Origin of the sequence: Streptomyces sp. AC512_CC834, from assembly GCF_019049325.1 — a bacterium.
GTDB lineage: Bacteria > Actinomycetota > Actinomycetes > Streptomycetales > Streptomycetaceae > Streptomyces.
Genome location: NZ_JAGMUO010000097.1, coordinates 387,952 through 407,558, shown reverse-complemented (window position 1 = coordinate 407,558; position 19,607 = coordinate 387,952). Strand labels below are relative to the sequence as shown.

Annotated in this window: 17 protein-coding genes; 5 read left to right on the top strand and 12 right to left on the bottom strand. The window is 72.1% G+C overall.

The features are described from left to right. The first annotated feature begins 284 nt into the window (after positions 1–284). The gene (locus tag KUM40_RS29390; protein ID WP_217169220.1) at positions 285–1,625 is read left to right on the top strand and encodes a cation:proton antiporter; all 1,341 of its coding nucleotides are present in this window, start codon (positions 285–287) and stop codon (positions 1,623–1,625) included. Positions 1,626–1,740: 115 nt separating this feature from the next. Beyond that, positions 1,741–2,184: a hypothetical protein gene (locus KUM40_RS29385; protein WP_217169219.1), complete on the top strand. Its 444-nt coding sequence runs from the start codon at positions 1,741–1,743 to the stop codon at positions 2,182–2,184. A 136-nt stretch (positions 2,185–2,320) separates the two neighbouring features. Here the strand turns inward: KUM40_RS29385 and KUM40_RS29380 are convergent, their stop codons facing one another. Continuing rightward, the gene (locus KUM40_RS29380) at positions 2,321–3,490 is read right to left on the bottom strand and encodes a S1 family peptidase (RefSeq protein WP_217169218.1); all 1,170 of its coding nucleotides are present in this window, start codon (positions 3,488–3,490) and stop codon (positions 2,321–2,323) included. A 283-nt stretch (positions 3,491–3,773) separates the two neighbouring features. On the opposite strand from KUM40_RS29380, the gene KUM40_RS29375 reads away from it, so the two are divergent. Then, positions 3,774–4,724, top strand: coding sequence for a DMT family transporter (locus tag KUM40_RS29375; RefSeq protein WP_217169217.1), 951 nt, complete (start codon positions 3,774–3,776; stop codon positions 4,722–4,724). A gap of 37 nt (positions 4,725–4,761) precedes the next feature. Here KUM40_RS29375 and KUM40_RS29370 read toward each other — a convergent pair whose 3' ends face one another. The 6 genes from KUM40_RS29370 to KUM40_RS29345 all read right to left on the bottom strand — a co-directional run bounded on the left by KUM40_RS29370 (position 4,762) and on the right by KUM40_RS29345 (position 11,525). Beyond that, positions 4,762–6,099, bottom strand: coding sequence for a lipase family protein (locus KUM40_RS29370; RefSeq protein WP_217169216.1), 1,338 nt, complete (start codon positions 6,097–6,099; stop codon positions 4,762–4,764). A gap of 158 nt (positions 6,100–6,257) precedes the next feature. Further along, complete coding sequence (locus KUM40_RS29365; protein ID WP_217169215.1) at positions 6,258–6,854, bottom strand: 3'-5' exonuclease; 597 nt, start codon at positions 6,852–6,854, stop codon at positions 6,258–6,260. Positions 6,855–6,917: 63 nt separating this feature from the next. Beyond that, positions 6,918–8,999 carry a siderophore ABC transporter permease CdtC gene (gene cdtC, locus KUM40_RS29360; protein ID WP_217169214.1) on the bottom strand — a complete coding sequence of 694 codons (2,082 nt, stop codon included), beginning with the start codon at positions 8,997–8,999 and terminating at the stop codon, positions 6,918–6,920. Positions 9,000–9,006: 7 nt separating this feature from the next. Next, on the bottom strand, positions 9,007–9,999 hold the full coding sequence (locus KUM40_RS29355; protein ID WP_217169213.1) for an iron-siderophore ABC transporter substrate-binding protein: 993 nt from the start codon (positions 9,997–9,999) through the stop codon (positions 9,007–9,009). Then, positions 9,996–10,859: a siderophore ABC transporter ATP-binding protein CdtA gene (gene cdtA / locus KUM40_RS29350; protein WP_217169212.1), complete on the bottom strand. Its 864-nt coding sequence runs from the start codon at positions 10,857–10,859 to the stop codon at positions 9,996–9,998. Before cdtA ends, KUM40_RS29355 begins: the two co-directional genes overlap by 4 nt. Positions 10,860–10,961: 102 nt before the next feature. Beyond that, the gene (locus KUM40_RS29345; RefSeq protein ID WP_217169211.1) at positions 10,962–11,525 is read right to left on the bottom strand and encodes an MSMEG_1061 family FMN-dependent PPOX-type flavoprotein; all 564 of its coding nucleotides are present in this window, start codon (positions 11,523–11,525) and stop codon (positions 10,962–10,964) included. 280 nt (positions 11,526–11,805) lie between these two features. Here KUM40_RS29345 and KUM40_RS29340 point away from each other — a divergent pair, with 280 nt between their 5' ends. Beyond that, a complete protein-coding gene (locus KUM40_RS29340) occupies positions 11,806–11,991 on the top strand; it encodes a hypothetical protein (RefSeq protein ID WP_217169210.1) in 186 nt (61 codons plus the stop codon). Between the two features lie 19 nt (positions 11,992–12,010). On the opposite strand, the gene KUM40_RS29335 is transcribed toward KUM40_RS29340, so the two are convergent. The 5 genes from KUM40_RS29335 to KUM40_RS29315 all read right to left on the bottom strand — a co-directional run bounded on the left by KUM40_RS29335 (position 12,011) and on the right by KUM40_RS29315 (position 18,299). Next, a complete protein-coding gene (locus KUM40_RS29335; protein WP_217169209.1) occupies positions 12,011–12,802 on the bottom strand; it encodes an SAM-dependent methyltransferase in 792 nt (263 codons plus the stop codon). Between the two features lie 120 nt (positions 12,803–12,922). Next, the gene (locus tag KUM40_RS29330; RefSeq protein ID WP_217169208.1) at positions 12,923–14,968 is read right to left on the bottom strand and encodes a beta-galactosidase; all 2,046 of its coding nucleotides are present in this window, start codon (positions 14,966–14,968) and stop codon (positions 12,923–12,925) included. Between the two features lie 34 nt (positions 14,969–15,002). Then, the gene (locus KUM40_RS29325; protein WP_217169207.1) at positions 15,003–16,346 is read right to left on the bottom strand and encodes an ABC transporter substrate-binding protein; all 1,344 of its coding nucleotides are present in this window, start codon (positions 16,344–16,346) and stop codon (positions 15,003–15,005) included. Positions 16,347–16,411: 65 nt separating this feature from the next. Next, positions 16,412–17,362: a carbohydrate ABC transporter permease gene (locus tag KUM40_RS29320; protein WP_217169206.1), complete on the bottom strand. Its 951-nt coding sequence runs from the start codon at positions 17,360–17,362 to the stop codon at positions 16,412–16,414. Between the two features lie 7 nt (positions 17,363–17,369). Then, a complete protein-coding gene (locus tag KUM40_RS29315; protein WP_217169205.1) occupies positions 17,370–18,299 on the bottom strand; it encodes a carbohydrate ABC transporter permease in 930 nt (309 codons plus the stop codon). Positions 18,300–18,585: 286 nt separating this feature from the next. On the opposite strand from KUM40_RS29315, the gene KUM40_RS29310 reads away from it, so the two are divergent. After that, positions 18,586–19,572, top strand: coding sequence for a LacI family DNA-binding transcriptional regulator (locus tag KUM40_RS29310; RefSeq protein WP_217169807.1), 987 nt, complete (start codon positions 18,586–18,588; stop codon positions 19,570–19,572). Positions 19,573–19,607: the final 35 nt, after the last annotated feature.

Here is a 19,607-nt window from a genome sequence, read left to right as displayed (position 1 = left end):
GGGTGTCGTCCCCGATGGCCGCGCGGCGGCCCGGCGTGTGACCGTGGACCGACGCCGCGCTCCGGGGCCTTTGTCGGGGGTCGGGGGACATCGCGGGCAGGCCCCGTCCCGCCCGTTCGAGGGTGTTTCCGTGTGGTTCGTTCCGGGTGTGCCGTGCGCACCCCGAGTGCCTGGGCGGCGTACGACCGTCCGACCGATGACGCATCACAGCCGAAGGAGAACCCGCATCCATCGCAGTCAAGTGAAGCCCTCCCGACCCTCCGCGCGGTCGAAGGCGGTGACCCGTGGGACACGCTGACACCCTGCTCGCCATGGGCGGTGCCTTCGTGGCCGCCGCGTTCCTCGCCCGCCTCGGCGGCAGGATCGGACTTCCGACGATTCCCCTGTTCATGCTCGCCGGCATCCTGCTCGGCCCCCACACCCCGGGCTTCGTCCTGGTCGAGGACGCACACGACTTCGAGATGCTCTCCGCGCTCGGACTGGTGCTGCTGCTCTTCTATCTGGGCCTGGAGTTCCACCTCGACGACCTCAGGAGCGGCGGCAAACGCCTGCTCACCGCCGGTGGCATCTATCTCCTCCTGAACGTCGGCGCCGGGCTCGGCTTCGGGTTCGTCCTCGGCTGGGGTGTGCGCGAGGCGCTGGTACTGGCGGGCGTGCTCGGCATCTCCTCCTCCGCGATCGTCACCAAGATCCTCATCGACCTGGGCCGGATCGGCCGCCCCGAGACCCGTCTCATCCTCGGCGTCATCGTCGTGGAGGACATCTTCCTCGCGCTGTACCTGGCCGCCCTGCAACCGATCATCTCGGGCGCGCACGGCGTCGCCGAGACGGCGTCGCAGGCCGGGAAGGCCTTCGGCTTCCTGCTGGTGCTGGCCGCCGCGGCCCGCTACGGAACCCGGCTCGTGGGACGCCTGATCGAGACGCGGGACAACGAACTGCTCGTCATCAGCTTCCTCGGTGCCGCGGTGCTCGTCGCCGGTGTCTCCGAAGTCCTGGGCGTCGCCGACGCCATCGGCGCGTTCATGGTCGGCCTGATCCTCGCCGGCACCCCGTCGGGGCCCCGGATCCGCGAACTGGTGCACCCGCTCCGCGACGCCTTCGCGGCCATCTTCTTCTTCGCCTTCGGACTCGCCATCGACCCCGGCGACCTCGCCTCCGTCGCCGGTCCGGTCGCCGCGGCGGCTGCGCTGACCGTCGTCATGAACGTCATCGCCGGGCTGTGCGTCGCCCGGGTGTACCACTACGGGTCCGAACCCGCCGCGGAGATCGCCACCACCCTGGTCGCCCGCGGGGAGTTCGCGCTGATCCTGGCCGCCATGGCCGCGGGCGCCGGACTCGACGCGCGGCTCGCTCCCTTCATCGCCGGATACGTGCTCGTCCTCGCCGTCCTCGGCCCCATCGTCGCGGGACGCGCCTACGTACTCGCCGGTGCGCTACGGGCCGCCGGCCGGCTGCTGCCCGGGACGAAACCGCCGGTCGCCGTGCCGGGCGGCGGGACCGGCGGGGAGGCGGAGGCGGACAGCCCGTCGGCATCGGTATCGGCATCGGCGTCCCCGTCGGTGTCGGCCCGGGCCTCGTCCTCGTCTTCGGGTACGTCTTCGGAGCACGCGGAGGCCGAGCGCTAGGACGCGGGCTGGGAACGTCGGTACGGCGCGGCGGTGCCCGGTGGGACAATCTGCCCACAGGGCCGCTGTCCGACGCCGTGGTCGGACGCGTCCGGGACCGGAAGGAGCCGTCAGCATGATCGAGTGGGTGCCCCTGGGCAGCGGAGCCAGACCCGTGCCCCGGCCGGTCGCGGCTCCCCTGGTGTGGGCGGGGGCCTTCGGCGGCGCCCTGCTCCTGGTGGCGCTCCTCAACGGCACGGTGGGCGCGGACCGTCCGGGACTCGCCCTCGTCGCGCTCTCCCTGCTGGCGGCCCTGCTCGGGCTCTGCGCCCGGTTCACGGCGGCGCCCGGTACGGCCGTCCTGTGCTGGCTGTCCCTCAACGGCTTCGCCATACCGCCCGCCGGCACGCTCACGTGGGCCGGCCGGCGGGACGCGGTCTGGCTCGCCTGTCTGCTCGGCGCGGCCCTCGTCGGCACGGCGCTGGCCCGACTGGTCCACGCGCGCGCCGCCTATCGCCGGCTGACCACGGCGACGGGCCTCGACGCGCCGGAGCCGGGCGCCGGCTCCGGCGACGGCTGAGCCGCGAAAGGGGTGGAAGGCGCGGAAGAGGCGGAAGCCGCGCAAGACGCGGGGACGGAGAGGGACCCTCCGACACCGGCGACCGGGGAGGGCCGAACCGGAGACCACCGGTGCGGCCCTCCCCACCGCTGCCGGGTCAGGCCGTGTGCAGGGTCAGCCCGTAGCGGTTCAGGATCTCGTTGACGGGCTGGAACCAGGTCTCCCCGCCGCTGGAGCAGTTGCCCCAGCCGCCCGAGGTGACGCCCTGCGCCTGGTCACCGCTGATGAAGGAGCCGCCGGAGTCGCCGCCCTCGGCGCACACACTGGTCTTGGTGAGCTGGTGCACCACCGCGCCGTCGCTGTAGTTGACCGTCTCGTTGTGGGCGAGGACGGTGCCGCAGTGCCAGTGCGTGGTGGAACCGGAGCGGCAGATCGAGGCACCGACGGGTGCCACGTTCGAGCCGCGCACGAGCTGGTCGGAGACCGTGCCCCAGCCGAGCACGACCGGTACCGTCCACCAGCCGCTGCCCACGCTGACCCAGGCGTAGTCGTTGTCGGGGAAGGACGAGCCCTGGAACGTGCCGATGTACGAGCCGTCCCAGCCGCTGACCCCCGCGCCGGCCCGCCCGCAGTGCCCGGCGGTGACGAACCCGCCGTGCACCGAGAAGCCGATGGAGCAGCGGACGTTGCCGGTGTAGTACGGGTCGCCGCCGACGGTGCCGGCCGCGAAGGTCTGCGGGGCCGACGGCACCGAACGCACCGTGACCGGTCCGGCCTCGCGGGCCTGCTTCACGAAGCTCTGGACATCGTTGTCAGCACGCTTGCCCTCGACCACGTCGACGACCATGGTGTTGGCGCTCTGGTCGACGCGCCAACTGCTGACGCCCGCGGGGGCGTCGAGGCGGTCGACGCGCGCCTTGGCCGCGTTCAGCTCCCGCGCGCTGTGCTCGACGGTGCGGACCTCGGCGCCGGTGGCGCGCACCGCCCGCAGGGTCGAGGGTGCCGCGTCGGAGGTGACGGCCACGGTCAGCCGTCCGGCGTCGGGGTCGAACCACGAGCCGCCGAAGGCCTTTCCGGCGGCCCGGCGAGCCACGGGCTCGAGGGCGGTGGCGTCGCGTTCGGCGGCGAGCCGGTCCTCGGCCTCGGCCCGGGTGAGGCCGAAGTCCTGCTGCATGGCGTCCAGAAGACCGGCCGAGGCCGGCTGTTCGGTGGAGGGGGAGTGGGTGGGGGCGTCGGCGGCCGAGGCCGGCAGTGTGCCGACCGCGCTGAGGCTGCCGAGCACGAGGAGTCCGGCCAGGCCGAGGTGCCTGAGTCTGCTGCGTCTCACGGGAGTTGCCCTTCGTCGTTCCAGCAAGGTGAGGGTGGAACAAAGGTGGCGGTGGAACAGATGGGTGGAACAACCGCGGTCTGAGAGCGCTCTCATCGGGTCGCTTCGAGCTTAGCCAGCCCCGCGTCATCAGGTCCATGCCAATGCAGGGACTTTCGGTACGGCTTCCGTGCCGGACGCCCCGGACGCCCCGGACGCCCGTACACCCCGGACCGATTGGTCCCCGACAGCGCACGCGAAGTGGACCCCGTGACGGGCCGCCACGCTCTCTAGCGTCGTCGGCATGAACGCCACCACCACGCGGGGGTCCCTGCTCGCCGCGCTCGCCTGTGTCCTCGTCGGAGGCTCCTTCACCGCCAACAGCCTGCTCGGCGACTACCCGTACGCGGGCGGCCAGTTCCTGCGCTACGGACTGGCCTTCCTGCTGCTCCTCCCACTGGCCGGCCCCGGCGCGACGACCCGGCTGCGGGCGCTGGGGGCCCGGCGCTGGCTGCGGCTGGCGCTGCTCGCGGCCGTCGGCATGGTCGGCTTCAACCTGGCCGTCCTCGCCGCCGAACGCACGGCGGAACCGGCGGTACCCGGCGTCTTCGTGGGCTGCGCGCCCGTGGTGGTCGCCGTCCTCGTGCCCCTCCTGGAGGGACGCCGGCCGCAACGTGTCGTCCTGTACGGGGCGTTGTTCGTGGCCGTAGGGGCCTTCACCGTCCAGGGCTGGGGGCGCACCGACGGCATGGGCATCGCCTTCTCCGTGTGCGCGCTGGCCGGTGAGGTCGGCTTCGCCGTCCTGGCCGTACCCGTACTGCGTCCCCTGGGCCCGCGCCTGCTGTCCACCGTGGTGTGCGGCATCGCGGCGGCCGAGTCGGCGGTGGCGGGTGTCCTGGCGGACGGTGCCGGGTGGCTGCGGCGGCCCGACGCGGTCGAGGCGGGAGCGCTGCTGTGGCAGGCGGTGGTCGTCACCGTCGTCGGCTTCGTGTGCTGGTACATGGGCATGCAGCGGATCGGGGCCGAACGCGCCACCCTGTTCTCCGGACTGATCCCGGTCGCCGCCGCCTGCACGGCACCGCTGGTCGGCACGGGTTCCTACGGCGCCGCCCAGGCCGTGGGCAGCGCCCTGGTCTTCGCCGGGGTCGCCGTGGGGTCGGGCGTGGGGTCGGGCGCGTCCCCGCGGTTCGCGCGCGGGCGCCGGTCCCCGGCGAGACGTCAGAGGGCCTTCGAGCGGTCCTTGGAGAAGCTGTAGAGGTCCTTGGGGGCGTGACGGGTTCAGGGGCGGCGGTTCAGGGCTGTACGGGCATGCTCCAGCAGTTGGAGTCGGCCGGCTCCCCGGAGAGCCGGTCGGTGAGCCAGGAGATGGCGTTGCCCTGGTCGGTGAGCAATGGAGCGAAGTGGTTGAGCAGGCCGCTGCCGACGCCGGGCAGCAGTACGGGGACGTAGGTGACGTCGGCGCCCTTGCGGCACCAGTCGACGGCCAGTTGGCGGGCCTGGCCGTGGGGGACCAGGTCGTCGCTGACGCCCGTGGCCACGCGGACCGGGCTGCCGGGCTTCATCGTGCCGATGCGCTGCTTGGCGAGGAAGGCCTGGAGCGCGGGCTCGGCCCGGACGATGTCGCTGATGGACTGCCCGGTCTTCGTCCAGTCCGTGCTGCTGTCGCCCCCGTACCCGAACAGGGCGTCGCCGACGCACATGGTCGACAGGTCCTTCAGCGCCTCCTGGCCCGCCGCGTTGATGTACCGGTCGGCCAGGGGCCGCAGGGCCGGCTCGGTCTGCAGGAAGCCGTTGAGGGACCAGCCGAGGGCGCCCGCCAGGTCGCTGCCGTCGATCGCCCTGGTCACCTCCGTGAGGTCGGCGGGCGGGGCGCCGGCGTAGGTGCCCGACAGCGGGACGTCCGGGGCGTAGGAGGGCTGGAGCTCGGCCGCGGCCGCCGTGGCGCCGCCGCCCTGGCTGTACCCGAACAGGCCCACCCGTGAGTCGGAGGTGACGGACGACGAGTCGAGGGAGCGCGCGGCGCGTACGGCGTCCAGCACCGCGTGGGCCCCGTCGACGCGGTTGACGTAGGTGTGCAGCCGGTCGGTGGTGCCGAGGCCGACGTAGTCGGTGACGACGACGGCGACGCCGCGCAGCAGCAGCCGGTAGACCGACAGGTCCTCGTAACCGACCGACACGGTCTGCCCGTTGAGCCGCAGCGGGTGCTCCAGGGCCATCGAGGCGGCGCACTGGTCGCCCTGGCCCATGGTGCCGGGCGCGACGGCGACCAGGGGCCGTGGTCCCTGGCCGCGCCACTTCGCGGCCGGCTCGATGTAGGCGCCGGTCACGGCGACGGCTTCGCCGTTCGCGTCGGTGGACTTGTACATCAGCCGGGTGGCCCGGCCCGGGAGGGGGCCGTCGATGCCGGGCAGGCTCAGCGCGAGGGGGAGCGGCTCGCTGCGGATCAGCGAGCCGTCGGCGCCGGGGAGTTCGGACGGCGGGGTGTAGAAGGCGGGTATCTCGATGCCGCGGGACGTCTCCGTGGCCGAGTCGGCGTCCTGGCCGTCCGCCGCGGCGGCGGGGACGGCCTGGGCGCCGAGGGCGAGAGCGGCGACGATCGCCGCGGCGAGCATGCGTGGACGTGGGGGCATGGCGAACCTCCTGGGGAAGGGCCGGATCCGGTCGTCCGCGGTCCCGTGGGGTCAGGACCGTGGTCGCGCTGCTCCTGTGGGGTTACGGGACCGTAACCGGACAGGGGTTACCAGGGGTAGCACCTAGCTCATTACGGTTCAGTAACTTGACGTCGTGTCTAACAAGAGCCGGGCCAGGCACCCCGGTCGGCCAGCCGCAGCACCAGCGCCGCGATGTTCCACGCGTCGTCCACACCTCGGTGGTGCCGCCCTTCGAGCGGCAGCCCGGCGATCTCCAGCGCCCGCGCCATGCCGGGCCTCCTGCGCAGCCCGTGGGCCTCGGTGAAGACCGCCTTGGCGTTGGTGTGCGTGCGCTCGGGCGGGTGGCCGAAGGGGTAGGGGACGCCGTCGGCCGCGCACTGGCGCACGAACTGCCCCCGGTCGTAGTCGCCCCAGCTCGCCCAGGGGCGGCCGCCGGCGCCGTGTTCGCGCACCAGCGTCTCGCAGGCCTGCGCGAGACCCACGCCCCGGTCGGTCTCCGCCCGGGTGAGGCCGGTCAGCTCCGTGCAGAAGGCGCTCACCCGGGAGCGGACCGGCCGCACCAGGATCCGGTGCCGGGCCACCCGCTCCCGGGTGTCCAGGTCCACCACGGCGAGCCCGATCTCGATGATCTCGCTCACCTCGCCGGGCGGCGGCCGCCCGTCCCAGCAGGTGGCCTCGAGGTCGATGACGTTCAGCAGGCCCGCGTGGCCCCCGTCCGCGGCGCGTCCGTCCATTCCGGCACCGTACGGGCACACGCACCTACCGGCACCCGGATTCTTCCCCGGACGGGACAGGGCCTAGCGACGGCTGCGTACCAGGAGGTACAGGAAGTACGGCGTGCCGATCACCGCCGTCATGAGGCCCGCGCCGAGCTGGGCCGGGGCGATCACCGTGCGGCCCAGGAGGTCGGCGGCGCAGACGAGCGTGGCGCCGAGGAGGAGCGCGACCGGCACGACCCGCACGTGCCGCCGGCCCACGAGCGCGCGTGCCGCGTGCGGGGCGACGAGCCCGACGAAGCCGATGGTGCCCGCGCAGGCCACCGCGGTCGAGCTGAGTACGACGCTCAGCACCAGGAACCCGAGGCGGCCCGGAGCCAGTCGCATGCCGAGCAGCCGCGGCGTGTCCTCGTCCAGCGAGATCAGGTCCAGCTCGGTGCGCCGCGCGAGGGCCACACCGATGCCGACGGCCAGCGCCAGCGCGACCGGCACGACGTCCGGCATGGTCCGCCCGTAGGTCGAACCCGACAGCCAGGTCAGCGCCTTGGTCGCGTTGAACGGGTCGGTGAGCACGATCAGCAGACTGATCAGCGCCGCCGTCCCGGAGGCCACGCCGATGCCGACGAGGACCAGCCGGTTCTGCCGGAAACCGCCCCGGGCGGCGAGCCCGAAGACGACGACCGCGGTGACCGCGGACCCCGCGAACGCGGCACCGGCGACCCCCCATGTCCCGGCGGCCGGGACGGTGGTCACCAGGATCACGGCGCCCAGCGCGCCACCGCCACTCACACCGAGGACGTTCGGCTCGGCGAGCGGGTTGCGGGTGACGGCCTGCACGAGCGTGCCGGCCAGGGCGAGCGCCGCACCCGCCGAGAGCGCGGCGAGGACCCGGGGGACCCGGGTGTCCAGCACGAAGGAGACGGTCCGCCCGGCCCGCCCCTGGGCCCAGTTGGCGACGTCACCCAGCAGCAGCTTGCTGTCACCCACCAGGACGGCGGCGATCACGAGACCCACCAGGACGACGACCAGGACGGCCACCGTGGCCAGGAACACCGCCCGGCCGGGTATCCGCAGCCGGTCCGGCGCCCCGGCCCCGGCGCTGTCCCGCACCCGCAGCGCCATGACGATCAGGAACACGGCCCCCACCAGGCTCGTGACCACGCCCGTGGGCACGGACACCGCGCGGTCGTCCGCGACCAGGGCCCGCAGCAGCACGTCCGAACCGAGCACCAGGGCCGCGCCGGTGAGCGCCGCCGCGGGCATGGCCGTACGAGAGCGGGTGAAGCCGCGGAACCGGTGGGTGAGCGGGCGCACGAGGGCGGGTGCGCACAGGCCGACGAAGCCGATGGGCCCGGCCAGCGTGACCGCGGCGGCGGACAGCAGCGCCGCAAGCACGACCACGGTGACCCGGGTGGCCCGGACCGGGACGCCGAGACCGCGCGCCGCGTCGTCGCCGAGGGCCAGCGCGTCCACCCGACGGGCGGTCAGCATCAGGCCCACCAGACCGGCCAGGGCGATCGGCAGCATCTGCAGGACGCCGTCGAAGCCGTTCTGGGCGATGCTGCCCTGGTTCCACGCGTAGAGGCCCTCCGTCTGCTCGGGGAAGAGCAGCAGCAGTCCCTCCGTCATGGAGTTCAGGCCCAGCATCAGCGCGGTGCCGGCCAGTACGAGCCGGACGGTGCCGGTGCCGAGGCCGGACAGCCCGAGCACGACGGCCGCCGCCGCCAGACCGCCCACGAAGGCGACGCCGGAGGAGGCGAGCATCGGCAGCGAGACGCCGGTGGCGGCGGCCAGCCCGAGCGCCAGGTACGAACCCGCGTTCACCGCGAGGGTGTCGGGGGAGGCGAGCACGTTGCGGCTGACCGCCTGGAGCACGGCGCCGGCCATGCCAAGGACGGCGCCGACCAGGAGCCCCGCGGTCATCCGGGGCAGCCGGGAGGCGACGACGACGGACGCGTCGTCCGGATCGGCCCGTCCGGTGAGGGCCTTGAAGACCTCGGACGGTCCGACGGCGGCGGTGCCCTGGGTGATGTCGACGACGGCGAGCACGGCGACCAGCAGGACGATCCCGGCCGTCACCGCGGCCGCGCCCGACCGGGACGTGGGGACCGTCGACGGACGGGCCGCCGGATCGGTCGCGGGTTCGGTTGCGGTGACGGCCATGGCCTCGCTACTTCGTCAGCGCGCCGACGACGGCGTCGATGTACGCCTCCATCGACCCGGGACCACCGAACATCCAGATGCCGTCGTCGAGACGGTGCACGTCGCCGGCCTTCACGAACGGCAGGGACTTCCACACCGAGTTCTTGGCCAGCGCACCGGTGAACGGGGTGGCGCTCGGGTCGTCGTCGTTGCCGATGTAGGCGAACCGGGTGTCCCCCGGCAGCTTGGTCAGGCCCTCGACGTCGGTGGTGCCCAGACCGTAGGCCTCGTCGCCCTTCACCGTCCAGGCGTTCTTCAGACCGATCGCCTCGTTGACCTCACCGATGAGCGAGGTCGCGGTGTACGGGCGGATCGAGACCTGGTTGGAGGCGACGTAGCCGTCGGCGAAGGCGAAGTTCTTGCCGGCCATCCCGGCGTCGGTCAGGGCCTTCTTGCCCTCGGCGACCTTGGCCTCGAAGTCCTCGCGCAGCGACTTCGCCCGGTCCGTGGTGCCGGTGGCCTTGGCGATGAGGTCGACGTTCTCCAGCATCTGGTCGATCTGACCGGTGCCGTCGGCGGAGGTCACCTCGATCACCGGGGCGACCTCGCGAAGCTGCTTCACGGCGGCGGGGGTGAGGTCCGAGGTGGCGACGATGAGGTCGGGGGCGAGGGAGGCGATGGTGTCCATGCTCGGCTCGCCGCGGGTACCGATGTCCTTGGGCTCGTTATTGAGCGGAACGGCGCTGTCCCAGGTCTTGTAACCCTTGACGTCCGCGACGCCCACCGGGTCGACACCCAGCGAGACGAGGCTCTCGACGACGTTCCACTCGGTGGCGACGACCTTGGTGGCCGGCCCGTCGAGCTTCACCTCGGCGCCCTTGCCGTCCTTGAGCGTGATCGTCTCGGAGGCCTTCTTCTCCGCCTTCTCCGTCTTGTCGGCGGCGGGTTCGGTGGTGCCGCAGGCGGCGAGGGCGAGCGCCGCGGCGGTGGTGGCGGCCGCGGTGAGCAGGAGGCGTCTCATGAGGTGGTGCCGAGCCTTTCGGGGGTTCGTATGTGGTGACGGCCGATCGGGCGGGTGCGCAGCCGGCCGGTGAGGGGGTCGGTGTCGACGTCGATCCGGATGCCGTAGACGGCGGTCAGCCGCTGTGGCGTCAGCACGTCCTCGGGCAGGCCGTCGGCGACGATCCGGCCCGCTTCGAGGAGCGTGATCCGGTCGGCGACGGCCGCCGCCTGGTCGAGGTCGTGCAGGACGACACCGACGGCGATGCCGTGGTCGTCCGCCAGATCGCGGACGAGGTCGAGGAGTTCGACCTGGTAGCGCAGGTCGAGGTAGGTCGTCGGTTCGTCCAGGAGCAGTACGCCGGTCTCCTGGGCGAGACAGCTCGCGAGCCACACCCGCTGCAACTGCCCGCCGGAGAGGTGGTCGGCGCCGCGGTCGGCGAGGCCGTCGACACCGGTGAGCGCCAGGGCGCGGTCGACGGCGGCCGGGCCGTCCGGATCGGGCCGCCCCCAGCGGCCCCGGTACGGATAGCGGCCGAACTCGACGACGTCCCGCACGGTCAGCCCGCCGGGCGTCGGGCGTCCCTGGGTCAGCAGGGCGACGTGCCGCGAGAACTCACGGGACGTCAGCGCCAGTCCGTCGGTGGTGCCGTCGATGCTCAGCGTGGCACTGCGGGCCCGTTGCAGCCGGGCGACGGTCCGCAGCAGCGTCGACTTCCCGCTGCCGTTCGGGCCCACCAGGGCGGTCACTTCGCCGGGCCTGAGCCCGACCGTCGCGTCGTGCACGACATCGGTGCCGTCGTACGCGACGGTCACGCCCGTCGCCGACAGCTCATGACCGCGCAGGCGCGGGGTACCGGCTGCGTCTTCACCAGATCTCACGTGGCGAAGGTTAGCCTAACCTAATAAGCGCTGGTAGAGACGGGGCTCACACAGATCCCGCGGCGACCGGCGCGCTCTGGTTCCCGCGGCTGGGGGAGTGGCTCAACTCGCTTGCGGCGACTGGGATTTCCACAATCCCGCCCGGTTCAGCGACTGCGGGCAGTGGAGGTAGATCTCGTCGATCTCCAGGAGCAGGGCGAGGTCCGGACGCCTTCCCTCCCGCGCCATCGCGTCGAAGAACGGCGCGTCGGTGAGGATGCGCGCCCGGCCGTTGACCCGGAGCACTTCCTTGCCGCCGGGGATCAGGTAGAGCAGGCCGGCGTGCGGATTGCCGAGGATGTTGTGGAAGCTGTCCCCGCGCCGGTTCCCCGGCCGCTCCGGCAGGGCGAGAGTGCGGGAGTCGAGGACGTGGGTGAATCCGGGGGCGTCGCCGCGGGGCGACACGTCGCAGCCGCCGCCCGCGTCGGAGGTGGCCAGGAGGCAGAAGGGGGAGCGGGCCAGTATGCCCCGGTCCTGGTCCGTGAGCCGGTCGTGGACCTTGTCGATGACGACGGGCCAGGGCTCGCCCAGCAGTTCACGCAGTTCGGCGGGTGAGTCCAGTTCGACCCAGCCGTCCTCGGTGACCGCGTCCGGCCCCTCTCCGGTCGTGTCGATCGTGTGTGGCAAGGCCGGCTCCCCAGGTGTGCTTTCGGAAGTGCGTGCTTCCGCGCTTCCGTCGGTTGCTGCACACGAAACATTATCTGATCTTAGGTTCGCCTTACCCAATACCCGGTGCTCTGCTCACAGAAGGCGCATACCGGACGCGTCGCCAGGGCCTGCACGCACGGGCGCCGACCGGCGACGGGCGACCGGCGGCCGGCGCGCACGGAGCCTTCCGCCGTGTCACGCACCCCGTCGGGGGCATACGCGTGACACGGCACCGCCCCGGTGCCACCGATCCGAAGGGATGTACACCGTGCTCGCCATCATCGCGGCGGTTCTGTTCCTCATCGCCTGGCTGATCAACGCGGCGGAGGTCTCGACCAACGACATCTTCACCTCCACCAACGTCATGCTCGTCGGCCTCGCCCTGCTCGCCCTGCACGTGGCCGGAGTAGGCAGCGGCTGGGCGACCCGCGGGCGCCGCCGCTGAGCCACCGCCCCACGTCCCGTCAGGGGATACGCGCCACGCCCGCGTAGATGCCGCTCTCCTCCGACGCGGGCGGCTCCTGGTCCTGGCCGTACCACTCGGTGGCCGTGACCAGGCCGGGCGGCACCAGGTCCAGTCCGTCGAAGAAGCGGGTCACCTCCGCCCGGGTACGGAAGCCGAGACGGATGCCGCCCTTGGCGTACTGGTCGATCACCTGCTTCGACAGCTCGGGGAAGAGGTCGATCGAGGCGTGCGAGAGGACCAGGTGACTGCCCGGGGGGAGGGTCTCGACCAGTCCGCCGACGATGCCGTGGGCGTCCTGGTCGTCCGGGACGAAGTGCATCAGGGCGATCAGGGACAGGGCGATCGGCCGGTCGAAGTCCAGGATCTCGCGGGCGTGCCGCACGATCTCCTCCGGCTCGCGGACGTCGGCCTGGATGTAGTCCGTGGCCCCCTCGGGGCTGCTGACCAGCAGGGCCTCCGCGTGCCGCAGCACGATCGGGTCGTTGTCGGCGTAGACGACCCTGGCCGTCGGCACGGTCCGCTGGACGATCTGGTGCAGGTTGGGCTCGGTCGGGATGCCCGTGCCGATGTCCAGGAACTGGTCCATGCCCTGCGCGGCGAGGTGGGCCACCGCGCGGTTCATGAACGCGCGGTTCTGCCGCGCCGCGTCCCGTGCCTCGGGCGGCAGGGTCTCGCCCACCGCCTCGTCGACGGGGTAGTTGTCCTTGCCGCCCAGCAGCCAGTCGTAGACACGCGCGGGGTGGGCCCGGCCCGTGTCGATGTGGGGAGGCTGGGAATGGTCCGTCGTCATGGCAGGCTCCATGGTCCGGGAGGTGACGCTCCGCCGCAGTTTTCGATCATCGTACTGCCCTGCGGGCGTGCGATGTGCCCGGTGGGCGGCGGAAGTTGCCGATGTGGTGCCGGTGCGGGCTCAGTCGGTGGGCGTGCGCAGGACGGCGACCTCCCTGGGCGCGAGGGCGAGGGCGCCGTCGGCGACGGTGGCGCCCAGCAGGACGTCCCCGGTGAGCCCGGGGACGGTCACACTCCCGTCGGTCCGGTTGACCAGGAACAGGAACCGGCCGCCGGGGCCCCGGCGCACGGTGGCCTCGACCGATCCGCGTACCGCGGCGGGCAGTTCGCTCGTCACGCCGGCCGGGTCCAGCAGCCTGGGCAGCAGCGGGGCGAGCCCGTCGGCGCCGAGCCGGGTGGAGACGTAGGCGGCCGAACCGCTGCCCGCGGCACGCCGGGTGACCGCCGGGCGGCCGGCCTGCGTGCCGGTGCGGTAGCGGACGAGGACCTCGGTCTCGGGCGCGGTGACGGTGATGTGGTCGGTCCACAGGCCGCCGGTGCTCCCGTCGTCCAGCTCCACGCTCTGCCCGGCGGGCAGCGGGCCGAACTCCTCGACGCGGATGCCGAGCAGGTCCCGCAGGGCGCCCGGGTAGCCACCGAGCCACACGTGGTCGTTCTCGTCGACGACACCGGAGAAGTACGTGGTGACCAGGTGCCCGCCCTGTTCGGCGTACCGGGTGAGGTCCTTGGCCAGCTCGGCCGGGACCATGTGCAGCACGGGCGCGATCAGCACCCGGTGGCGGCTCAGGTCGGCGCCCGTGGTGACGACGTCGGCGCGGATGCCGAGGGAGAGCAGCGCGGAGTACCAGTCGAGCGCCTCCTGGTGGTAGTCGAGCAGTGAGGTGGGGTGCGAGTCCTGCTCGCTCGCCCACCGCGACTCCCAGTCGAAGAGGATGCCGACCCCGGCGGGCTCCCGCTCGCTCCCGGCGACCGGCGCGAGCGCCTTCAGCGTGTCGCCGAGCGCCGTGACCGCGCGGAACAGGTCGCTGTCCGCCCCGGCGTGCGGGACCATCGCCGAGTGGTACTTCTCGGCGCCCGCCGCCGACTGGCGCCACTGGAAGAAGCAGACCGCGTCGGCGCCGTGCGCCACGTGCGTCAGCGAGTCCCGGGCCAGGTCGCCGGGCCGCTTGGCCAGGTTGACGGGCTGCCAGTTCACGGCACTGGTGGAGTGCTCCATCAGGAACCAGGGCCGGCCGCCCGCGATGCCGCTGGTGAGGTTCGCCGAGAACGACAGCTCGTCGCGGGCCTGCGGACCCGGCACGACGTAGTGGTCGTTGGCGACGAAGTCCACCTCGCCGGCCCAGTCCGCGTAGTTCATGCCCGTGGTGCCGGGCATCACCATGAAGTTGGTGGTGACGGGGACGTCGGGGGTCAGCTCCCGCAGGAGGTCGCGTTCGGCGCGCAGGTAGTCCTTGAGCGCGTCCGACGAGAACCGCTTGAAGTCCAGTTGCTGGGTCGGGTTCGGGTGGGAGGCGGCCAGCCGCGGCGGCAGGATCTGCTCCCAGTCGCCGTAGCGCTGCGACCAGAACGCCGTGCCCCAGGCGTGGTTGAGGGCGTCCGTCGTGCCGTACCGGGCGCGCAGCCAGTCGCGGAAGGCGCGGGCCGCGTCGTCGGAGTAGTCGTAGACGTTGTGGCAGCCCAGTTCGTTGTTGACGTGCCAGGCGACCAGGGCCGGGTGGCCGGCGTAGCGGGTCGCCATCTCACGGACCAGGCGCAGGGCGTGCTCGCGGAAGACGGGTGACGTCGGACGCCAGTGCTGGCGCGCGCCCGGCCACAGCGTTTCGCCCCGGTCGGTGACCGGGAGGATCTCCGGGTGCGCGGTGGTCAGCCAGGGCGGCGGCGAGGCGGTCGCGGTGGCCAGGTCGACGCCGACACCGTGCTCGTACAGCAGGTCCATGACCTCGTCGAGCCAGGCGAAGTCCCAGGTGCCGAGGCCCGGCTGGACGCGGGCCCAGGAGAAGATGCCGAGCGAGACGATGTTGACGCCGGCCTCGCGCATCAGCCGTACGTCCTCCTCCCACACCTCCCGGGGCCACTGCTCGGGGTTGTAGTCGGCTCCGAAGGCGAGACGGGGGGCGGGAGCGCCGTCCGCCCCGCGGTGCAGGCGGGACAGGAGGGTGGAGATCATGGCGGTCCTTCCGGTGTGGTGCGTGAGCCGTGAGCTACTTCTGGACGGTGAAGCCCTGTTCCTCGCCGTACTTGATCGAGGCCTCCTGCCAGGACTTCAGCCCCTCGGCCAGCGTGGTGCCGGAGACGTAGGCCTTGCCGACGGTGTCGTTGAAGACCGAGTTCGCGTACACCTGGTAGGGCAGGTACGACCAGTCGTCGGGGACGTTCGCGGCCGACTCGGCGAAGATCTTGTTGGCCTTCTGGCCGCCGAAGTAGGGGAACGCGGTGTCCTGGAACTTCGTGGACTGCAGCTCCGCGGTGGTCGCCGGGAAGGCGCCGTTCTTCAGGCGGGTCTGCACGCCGTCGCCCGCGTTCGCGTACTCGACGAAGGCGTACGCCAGTGCCTCGTCGTCGCCCAGCTCCGGCAGCGCCAGCGCGCTGCCGCCGTTCTCCGCGCTGACCTTGCCGCCCGCGGTCCACTGCGGGAGCGGGGCGACGCGCCAGTCACCCTCGGCGTTCTTCACGCCCGAGGCGAGGTTGGCGGGCATCCACGCGCCGGTGGCGAGGGTCGCGACGGTGCCGTCGCCGAGGCCCTTGTACCACTCGTCGGTCCAGGCCGGGACGGGAGCGAGCAGCTTCTCGTCGATGAGCTGCTGCCACGTCTCGGTGAACTTCGCGGCACCCTCGTCCGAGAAGTCGATCTTCACCTTGGTGCCGTTCACCGTGTAGGGGCGCGAACCGGCCTGCCAGAGCATGCTGGTGGCGAACCCGGCGTCGCCGGTGTCGGCGGTGATGTACGCCTTCGGGTCGGCCTTGTGCAGGTCGCGGGCGGCGTCCAGGTACTCGGCCCAGGTGGTGGGCACCTTGATGTCGTACTTGTCGAAGACCTTCTTGTTGTAGAACAGCGCCATCGGACCGGAGTCCATCGGCAGCGCGTACACGCCGTCCGTGCCGGCCTTCACACCGTTCCACGGACCCGGGGAGAACTGGGCGGAGAGCTTGTCGGCGCCGAAGGACTTGAGGTCGGTGAGCTGCTTGGTCAGGGCGTACTGGCCCATCGCGTAGTACTCGATCTGGGCGACGTCCGGGACGCCCTTCTTCGCCGAGATGGCGTTCTGCAGCGCCGTGTACTGGTCCTTGTTGGTGCCCGCGTTGACGAGGTCGACCTCGACGCCGGGGTGTTCCTTCTCGAAGTCGGTGGCCACCTGTTCGAGCGTGGGCTCCCACGCCCAGACCGTGATGGTGCCGCCCTCCTCGAGGGCCGCCTGGATGTCCGCCTCGGAGACCGCCTTCTGGCTCGATCCCCCGTCGTCGGAGCCGCCGCAGGCGGCCGCTCCCAGGACGAGGGCGCAGACGAGGCCTGTGGCGCGCAGGAGGCGGCGCGAGTGCTTTGGCATGGGTGGGCTTCCACTTCGTCGTGGCCGGAACCGGCACCGTTTGAGGGTTGGAGGGGAGAGCGGGGCTACTCCTTGACGCTTCCGGCGGCGAGGCCGGACTGCCAGTACCTCTGGAGCAGCAGGAACGCGGCGATCAGCGGCAGGATGGTGATGAGCGACCCGGTGACGACGAGGTTGAAGACGGCCTCGCCGCCGGCGGTCGCGGCCTGCTGGTTCCAACTGTTCAGTCCCAGGGTCAGCGGATACCAGTCGGGATCCTTGATCATGATCAGCGGCAGGAAGTAGTTGTTCCAGGTCGCCACCATGGTGAACAGCAGGACCGTGACGATGCCGGGCGCCAGCAGCGGCAGCGCCACCCGGAAGAAGGTGCGCACCTCGCCCGCCCCGTCGATGCGGGCGGCCTCCATCAGCTCGGCCGGGACGGCCTCGGTGGCGAACACCCACATCAGGTAGAGGCCGAACGGCGAGATCAGGGACGGGACGACCACCGCCCAGGGGGTGTTGGTGAGCCCCATCTCGCTGAACATCAGGAAGGTCGGCACCGCGAGTGCCGTACCCGGCACGGCCACCGCGCCGATGACGACGGCGAACACGGCCCGCCGCCCGGGGAAGTCGAACTTGGCGAGCGCGTAGCCGCCGAGCACGGCGAGGAAGGTGGCACCGCCCGCGCCCAGCCCCACGTACAGCAGGGTGTTCAGCAGCCAGCGGGTGAAGACGCCGTCGTCGTAGGTGAAGGTCTGGCCGATGTTGTCCCACAGCGCGAAGTCGCCGTCGAACCAGAGCCCGAAGGAACGGGACAGCCCCTCTTGGGTCTTGGTGGCGCTGACGGCCAGCCAGACCAGCGGCACCAGGCTGTACAGCAGCACGAGTGAGGTGAGCACGGTCAGCAGCACGCTGCGCCGGGGCTTGTCGGGGGAGTGCCGGCGCCGGGACGTGCGCAGCCGGGGTACCGGGCCCGAGGAGCCGGACCGCTTGGGGGCGGCACGGCCGACGACGGTGGCGACAGGACTGGTCATCGCTGCCTCACACTCCCTTGCTGCGCATGCCGCGCAACTGCACGGCGTAGGCGATGACCATGGTGATCAGCCCCATGACGATGGCGACCGTCGCGGAGTAGTTGTGCTGCTGTCCGTTGAAGGACAGCGAGTACGTGTAGTAGTTGGGCGTGTAGTCCGTGGTGATGGCGTTGCGCGCCAGCGGCCGCAGGATGCTGGGCTCGTTGAAGAGCTGGAAGCTGCCGATGATCGAGAAGATCGTGGCGATCACGAGGGCGCCGCGGATGGCCGGGAGCTTGATGGCGGTGATCACGCGGATCTGGCCGGCGCCGTCGATCTGGGCCGCCTCGTACAGCGAGTGCGGGATCACGCGCAGCGCCGAGTAGAAGATCAGCATGTTGTAGCCGATGAACTCCCAGGTCACGATGTTGCCGATGGAGGCCAGCACCAGGTCGGGGGAGAGCGGGTCGGGCAGCGAGACGCCCAGCGCGCCGTTGATGTCGCCGACCAGTCCGAAGCGGGTGCCGTACATGAAGCCCCACATCAGGGTGGCCACCACGGCGGGCACGGCGTACGGCAGGAAGATCGAGACGCGGAAGAAGTCCCGGCCGTAGAGGCGGCCGCTGTCCAGCGCCAGGGCCACGAGCAGCGCGATGCCGAGCATGATCGGCACCTGCACGGCGAGGAAGAGCGAGACCCGGCCGAGCGAGGCCCAGAACCGGTCGTCCTTCAGCGCCTCGGTGTAGTTGTCGAGGCCGACGAAGGTGGTGCCGCCGATGAGCTGGTCGCGGAAGAGACTGAGGTAGACCGAGTACGCGATCGGCGCGAGGAACACCAGGGCGAACACGGCCACGAAGGGGCCGAGGAAGCCCCACCCCTTCCAGGAACGGCCCTCCCGCCTCGCCGGGGGCGGTGCGGGCCGCCGTTCGGCGGCGGCCGGTGGTCGCAGCGTCGTCATGTCGTTCCTCGCTCGTCTCGGAGCTCCTGAAGCCTCATTATGTTTGCGTAAACATCACGCGCCGCAAGAGACGGTCAAGCCCGCCGAGTGCTGTTATGTTTGCGTAAACATTTGATGGCGGCATGTCTACACTGCCCCGAGGACGACGGTCAAGGGTCCTTCGGAAGCCGGGGCCCGGACAGCGGCAGAGAGGTGGCGGACGGCAGTGGACACGGCTGAGGGAGTCGCGGACGCGCGGGACGCGGACACGCGGCCCCGGCGCGGCGGCCGGGTGCCCAGGGCGTCCATGGCGGACGTGGCCCGGCTGGCGGGGGTCTCCTCGCAGACCGTCTCCCGCGTCGCCAACGGCTACGCCGGCGTGACCGAGGAGACCCGGCAGCAGGTGCTGTCGGCCATGAAGGAGCTGGGCTACCGGCCCAACAGCGCGGCCCGGGCGCTCAAACGCGGCGAGTTCCGCACCATCGGCGTCATCACCTTCACACTGGCCACCACGGGCAACGTGCGCACCCTGGAGGCCATCGCCACCTCCGCGGCGAGCGAGGGGTACGCGGTGACGCTGCTGCCCGTCGCCGTCCCCACCCAGGACGAGGTGCGCGGCGCGTTCTCGCGGCTGGAGGAGCTGGCCGTCGACGCGGTGATCGTCATCATGGAGGTCCACCTCCTGGACGCGGCCTCCCTCAAGCTGCCGCCCCACGTCCAGGTCGTCGTGGTCGACTCCGACGCCGGCGACCACTACACGGTCGTCGACACCGACCAGGCCGGCGGCAGCCGCGCCGCCGTGCGCCATCTGCTGGACCTCGGGCACGACACGGTGTGGCACCTGGGCGGCCCCGAGGACTCCTTCGCCGCCCAGCGCCGCACCGACGCCTGGCGACACACGCTCGCCGAGGCCGGCCGCACCCCGCCGCCCCTCGTCCGGGGCGACTGGTCGGCGGAGTCCGGCTACCGGGCCGGCCTGGAAATCGCCGCCCGCAAGGAGTGCACCGCCGTCTTCGCGGCCAACGACCAGATGGCCCTCGGCCTGCTGCGCGCCCTGCACGAACACGGCCGGCGCGTTCCCGAGGACGTCAGCGTCATCGGCTTCGACGACATCCCCGAGGCCGGCTCCTTCCTGCCCCCGCTGACCACCGTCCACCAGGACTTCGCCGAGGTGGGACGGCTGTGCGTACGGGCCGTGCTGCGCAAGATGCGCGAGGCCGGCCCCGAGCGCGGCACGACGCTGGTGCCGACCCGGCTGGTGACCCGGGCGAGCACGGCCCCGCCGCCGGCGTAGAAGTCGGGACACGCGGGCGGCCGAAGGGGGCGGAC

What these genes read in the sequence shown, in the direction of transcription:
- KUM40_RS29340 (WP_217169210.1), top strand. Translation starts at nt 11,806, where the DNA reads ATGTACACCGTGCTCGCCATCATCGCGGCGGTTCTGTTCCTCATCGCC.
- KUM40_RS29335 (WP_217169209.1), bottom strand. Translation starts at nt 12,802, where the DNA reads ATGACGACGGACCATTCCCAGCCTCCCCACATCGACACGGGCCGGGCC.
- KUM40_RS29375 (WP_217169217.1), top strand. Translation starts at nt 3,774, where the DNA reads ATGAACGCCACCACCACGCGGGGGTCCCTGCTCGCCGCGCTCGCCTGT.
- KUM40_RS29370 (WP_217169216.1), bottom strand. Translation starts at nt 6,099, where the DNA reads ATGCCCCCACGTCCACGCATGCTCGCCGCGGCGATCGTCGCCGCTCTC.
- KUM40_RS29310 (WP_217169807.1), top strand. Translation starts at nt 18,586, where the DNA reads ATGGCGGACGTGGCCCGGCTGGCGGGGGTCTCCTCGCAGACCGTCTCC.
- KUM40_RS29365 (WP_217169215.1), bottom strand. Translation starts at nt 6,854, where the DNA reads ATGGACGGACGCGCCGCGGACGGGGGCCACGCGGGCCTGCTGAACGTC.
- KUM40_RS29385 (WP_217169219.1), top strand. Translation starts at nt 1,741, where the DNA reads ATGATCGAGTGGGTGCCCCTGGGCAGCGGAGCCAGACCCGTGCCCCGG.
- KUM40_RS29355 (WP_217169213.1), bottom strand. Translation starts at nt 9,999, where the DNA reads ATGAGACGCCTCCTGCTCACCGCGGCCGCCACCACCGCCGCGGCGCTC.
- KUM40_RS29315 (WP_217169205.1), bottom strand. Translation starts at nt 18,299, where the DNA reads ATGACGACGCTGCGACCACCGGCCGCCGCCGAACGGCGGCCCGCACCG.
- KUM40_RS29330 (WP_217169208.1), bottom strand. Translation starts at nt 14,968, where the DNA reads ATGATCTCCACCCTCCTGTCCCGCCTGCACCGCGGGGCGGACGGCGCT.
- KUM40_RS29325 (WP_217169207.1), bottom strand. Translation starts at nt 16,346, where the DNA reads ATGCCAAAGCACTCGCGCCGCCTCCTGCGCGCCACAGGCCTCGTCTGC.
- cdtC (WP_217169214.1), bottom strand. Translation starts at nt 8,999, where the DNA reads ATGGCCGTCACCGCAACCGAACCCGCGACCGATCCGGCGGCCCGTCCG.
- KUM40_RS29320 (WP_217169206.1), bottom strand. Translation starts at nt 17,362, where the DNA reads ATGACCAGTCCTGTCGCCACCGTCGTCGGCCGTGCCGCCCCCAAGCGG.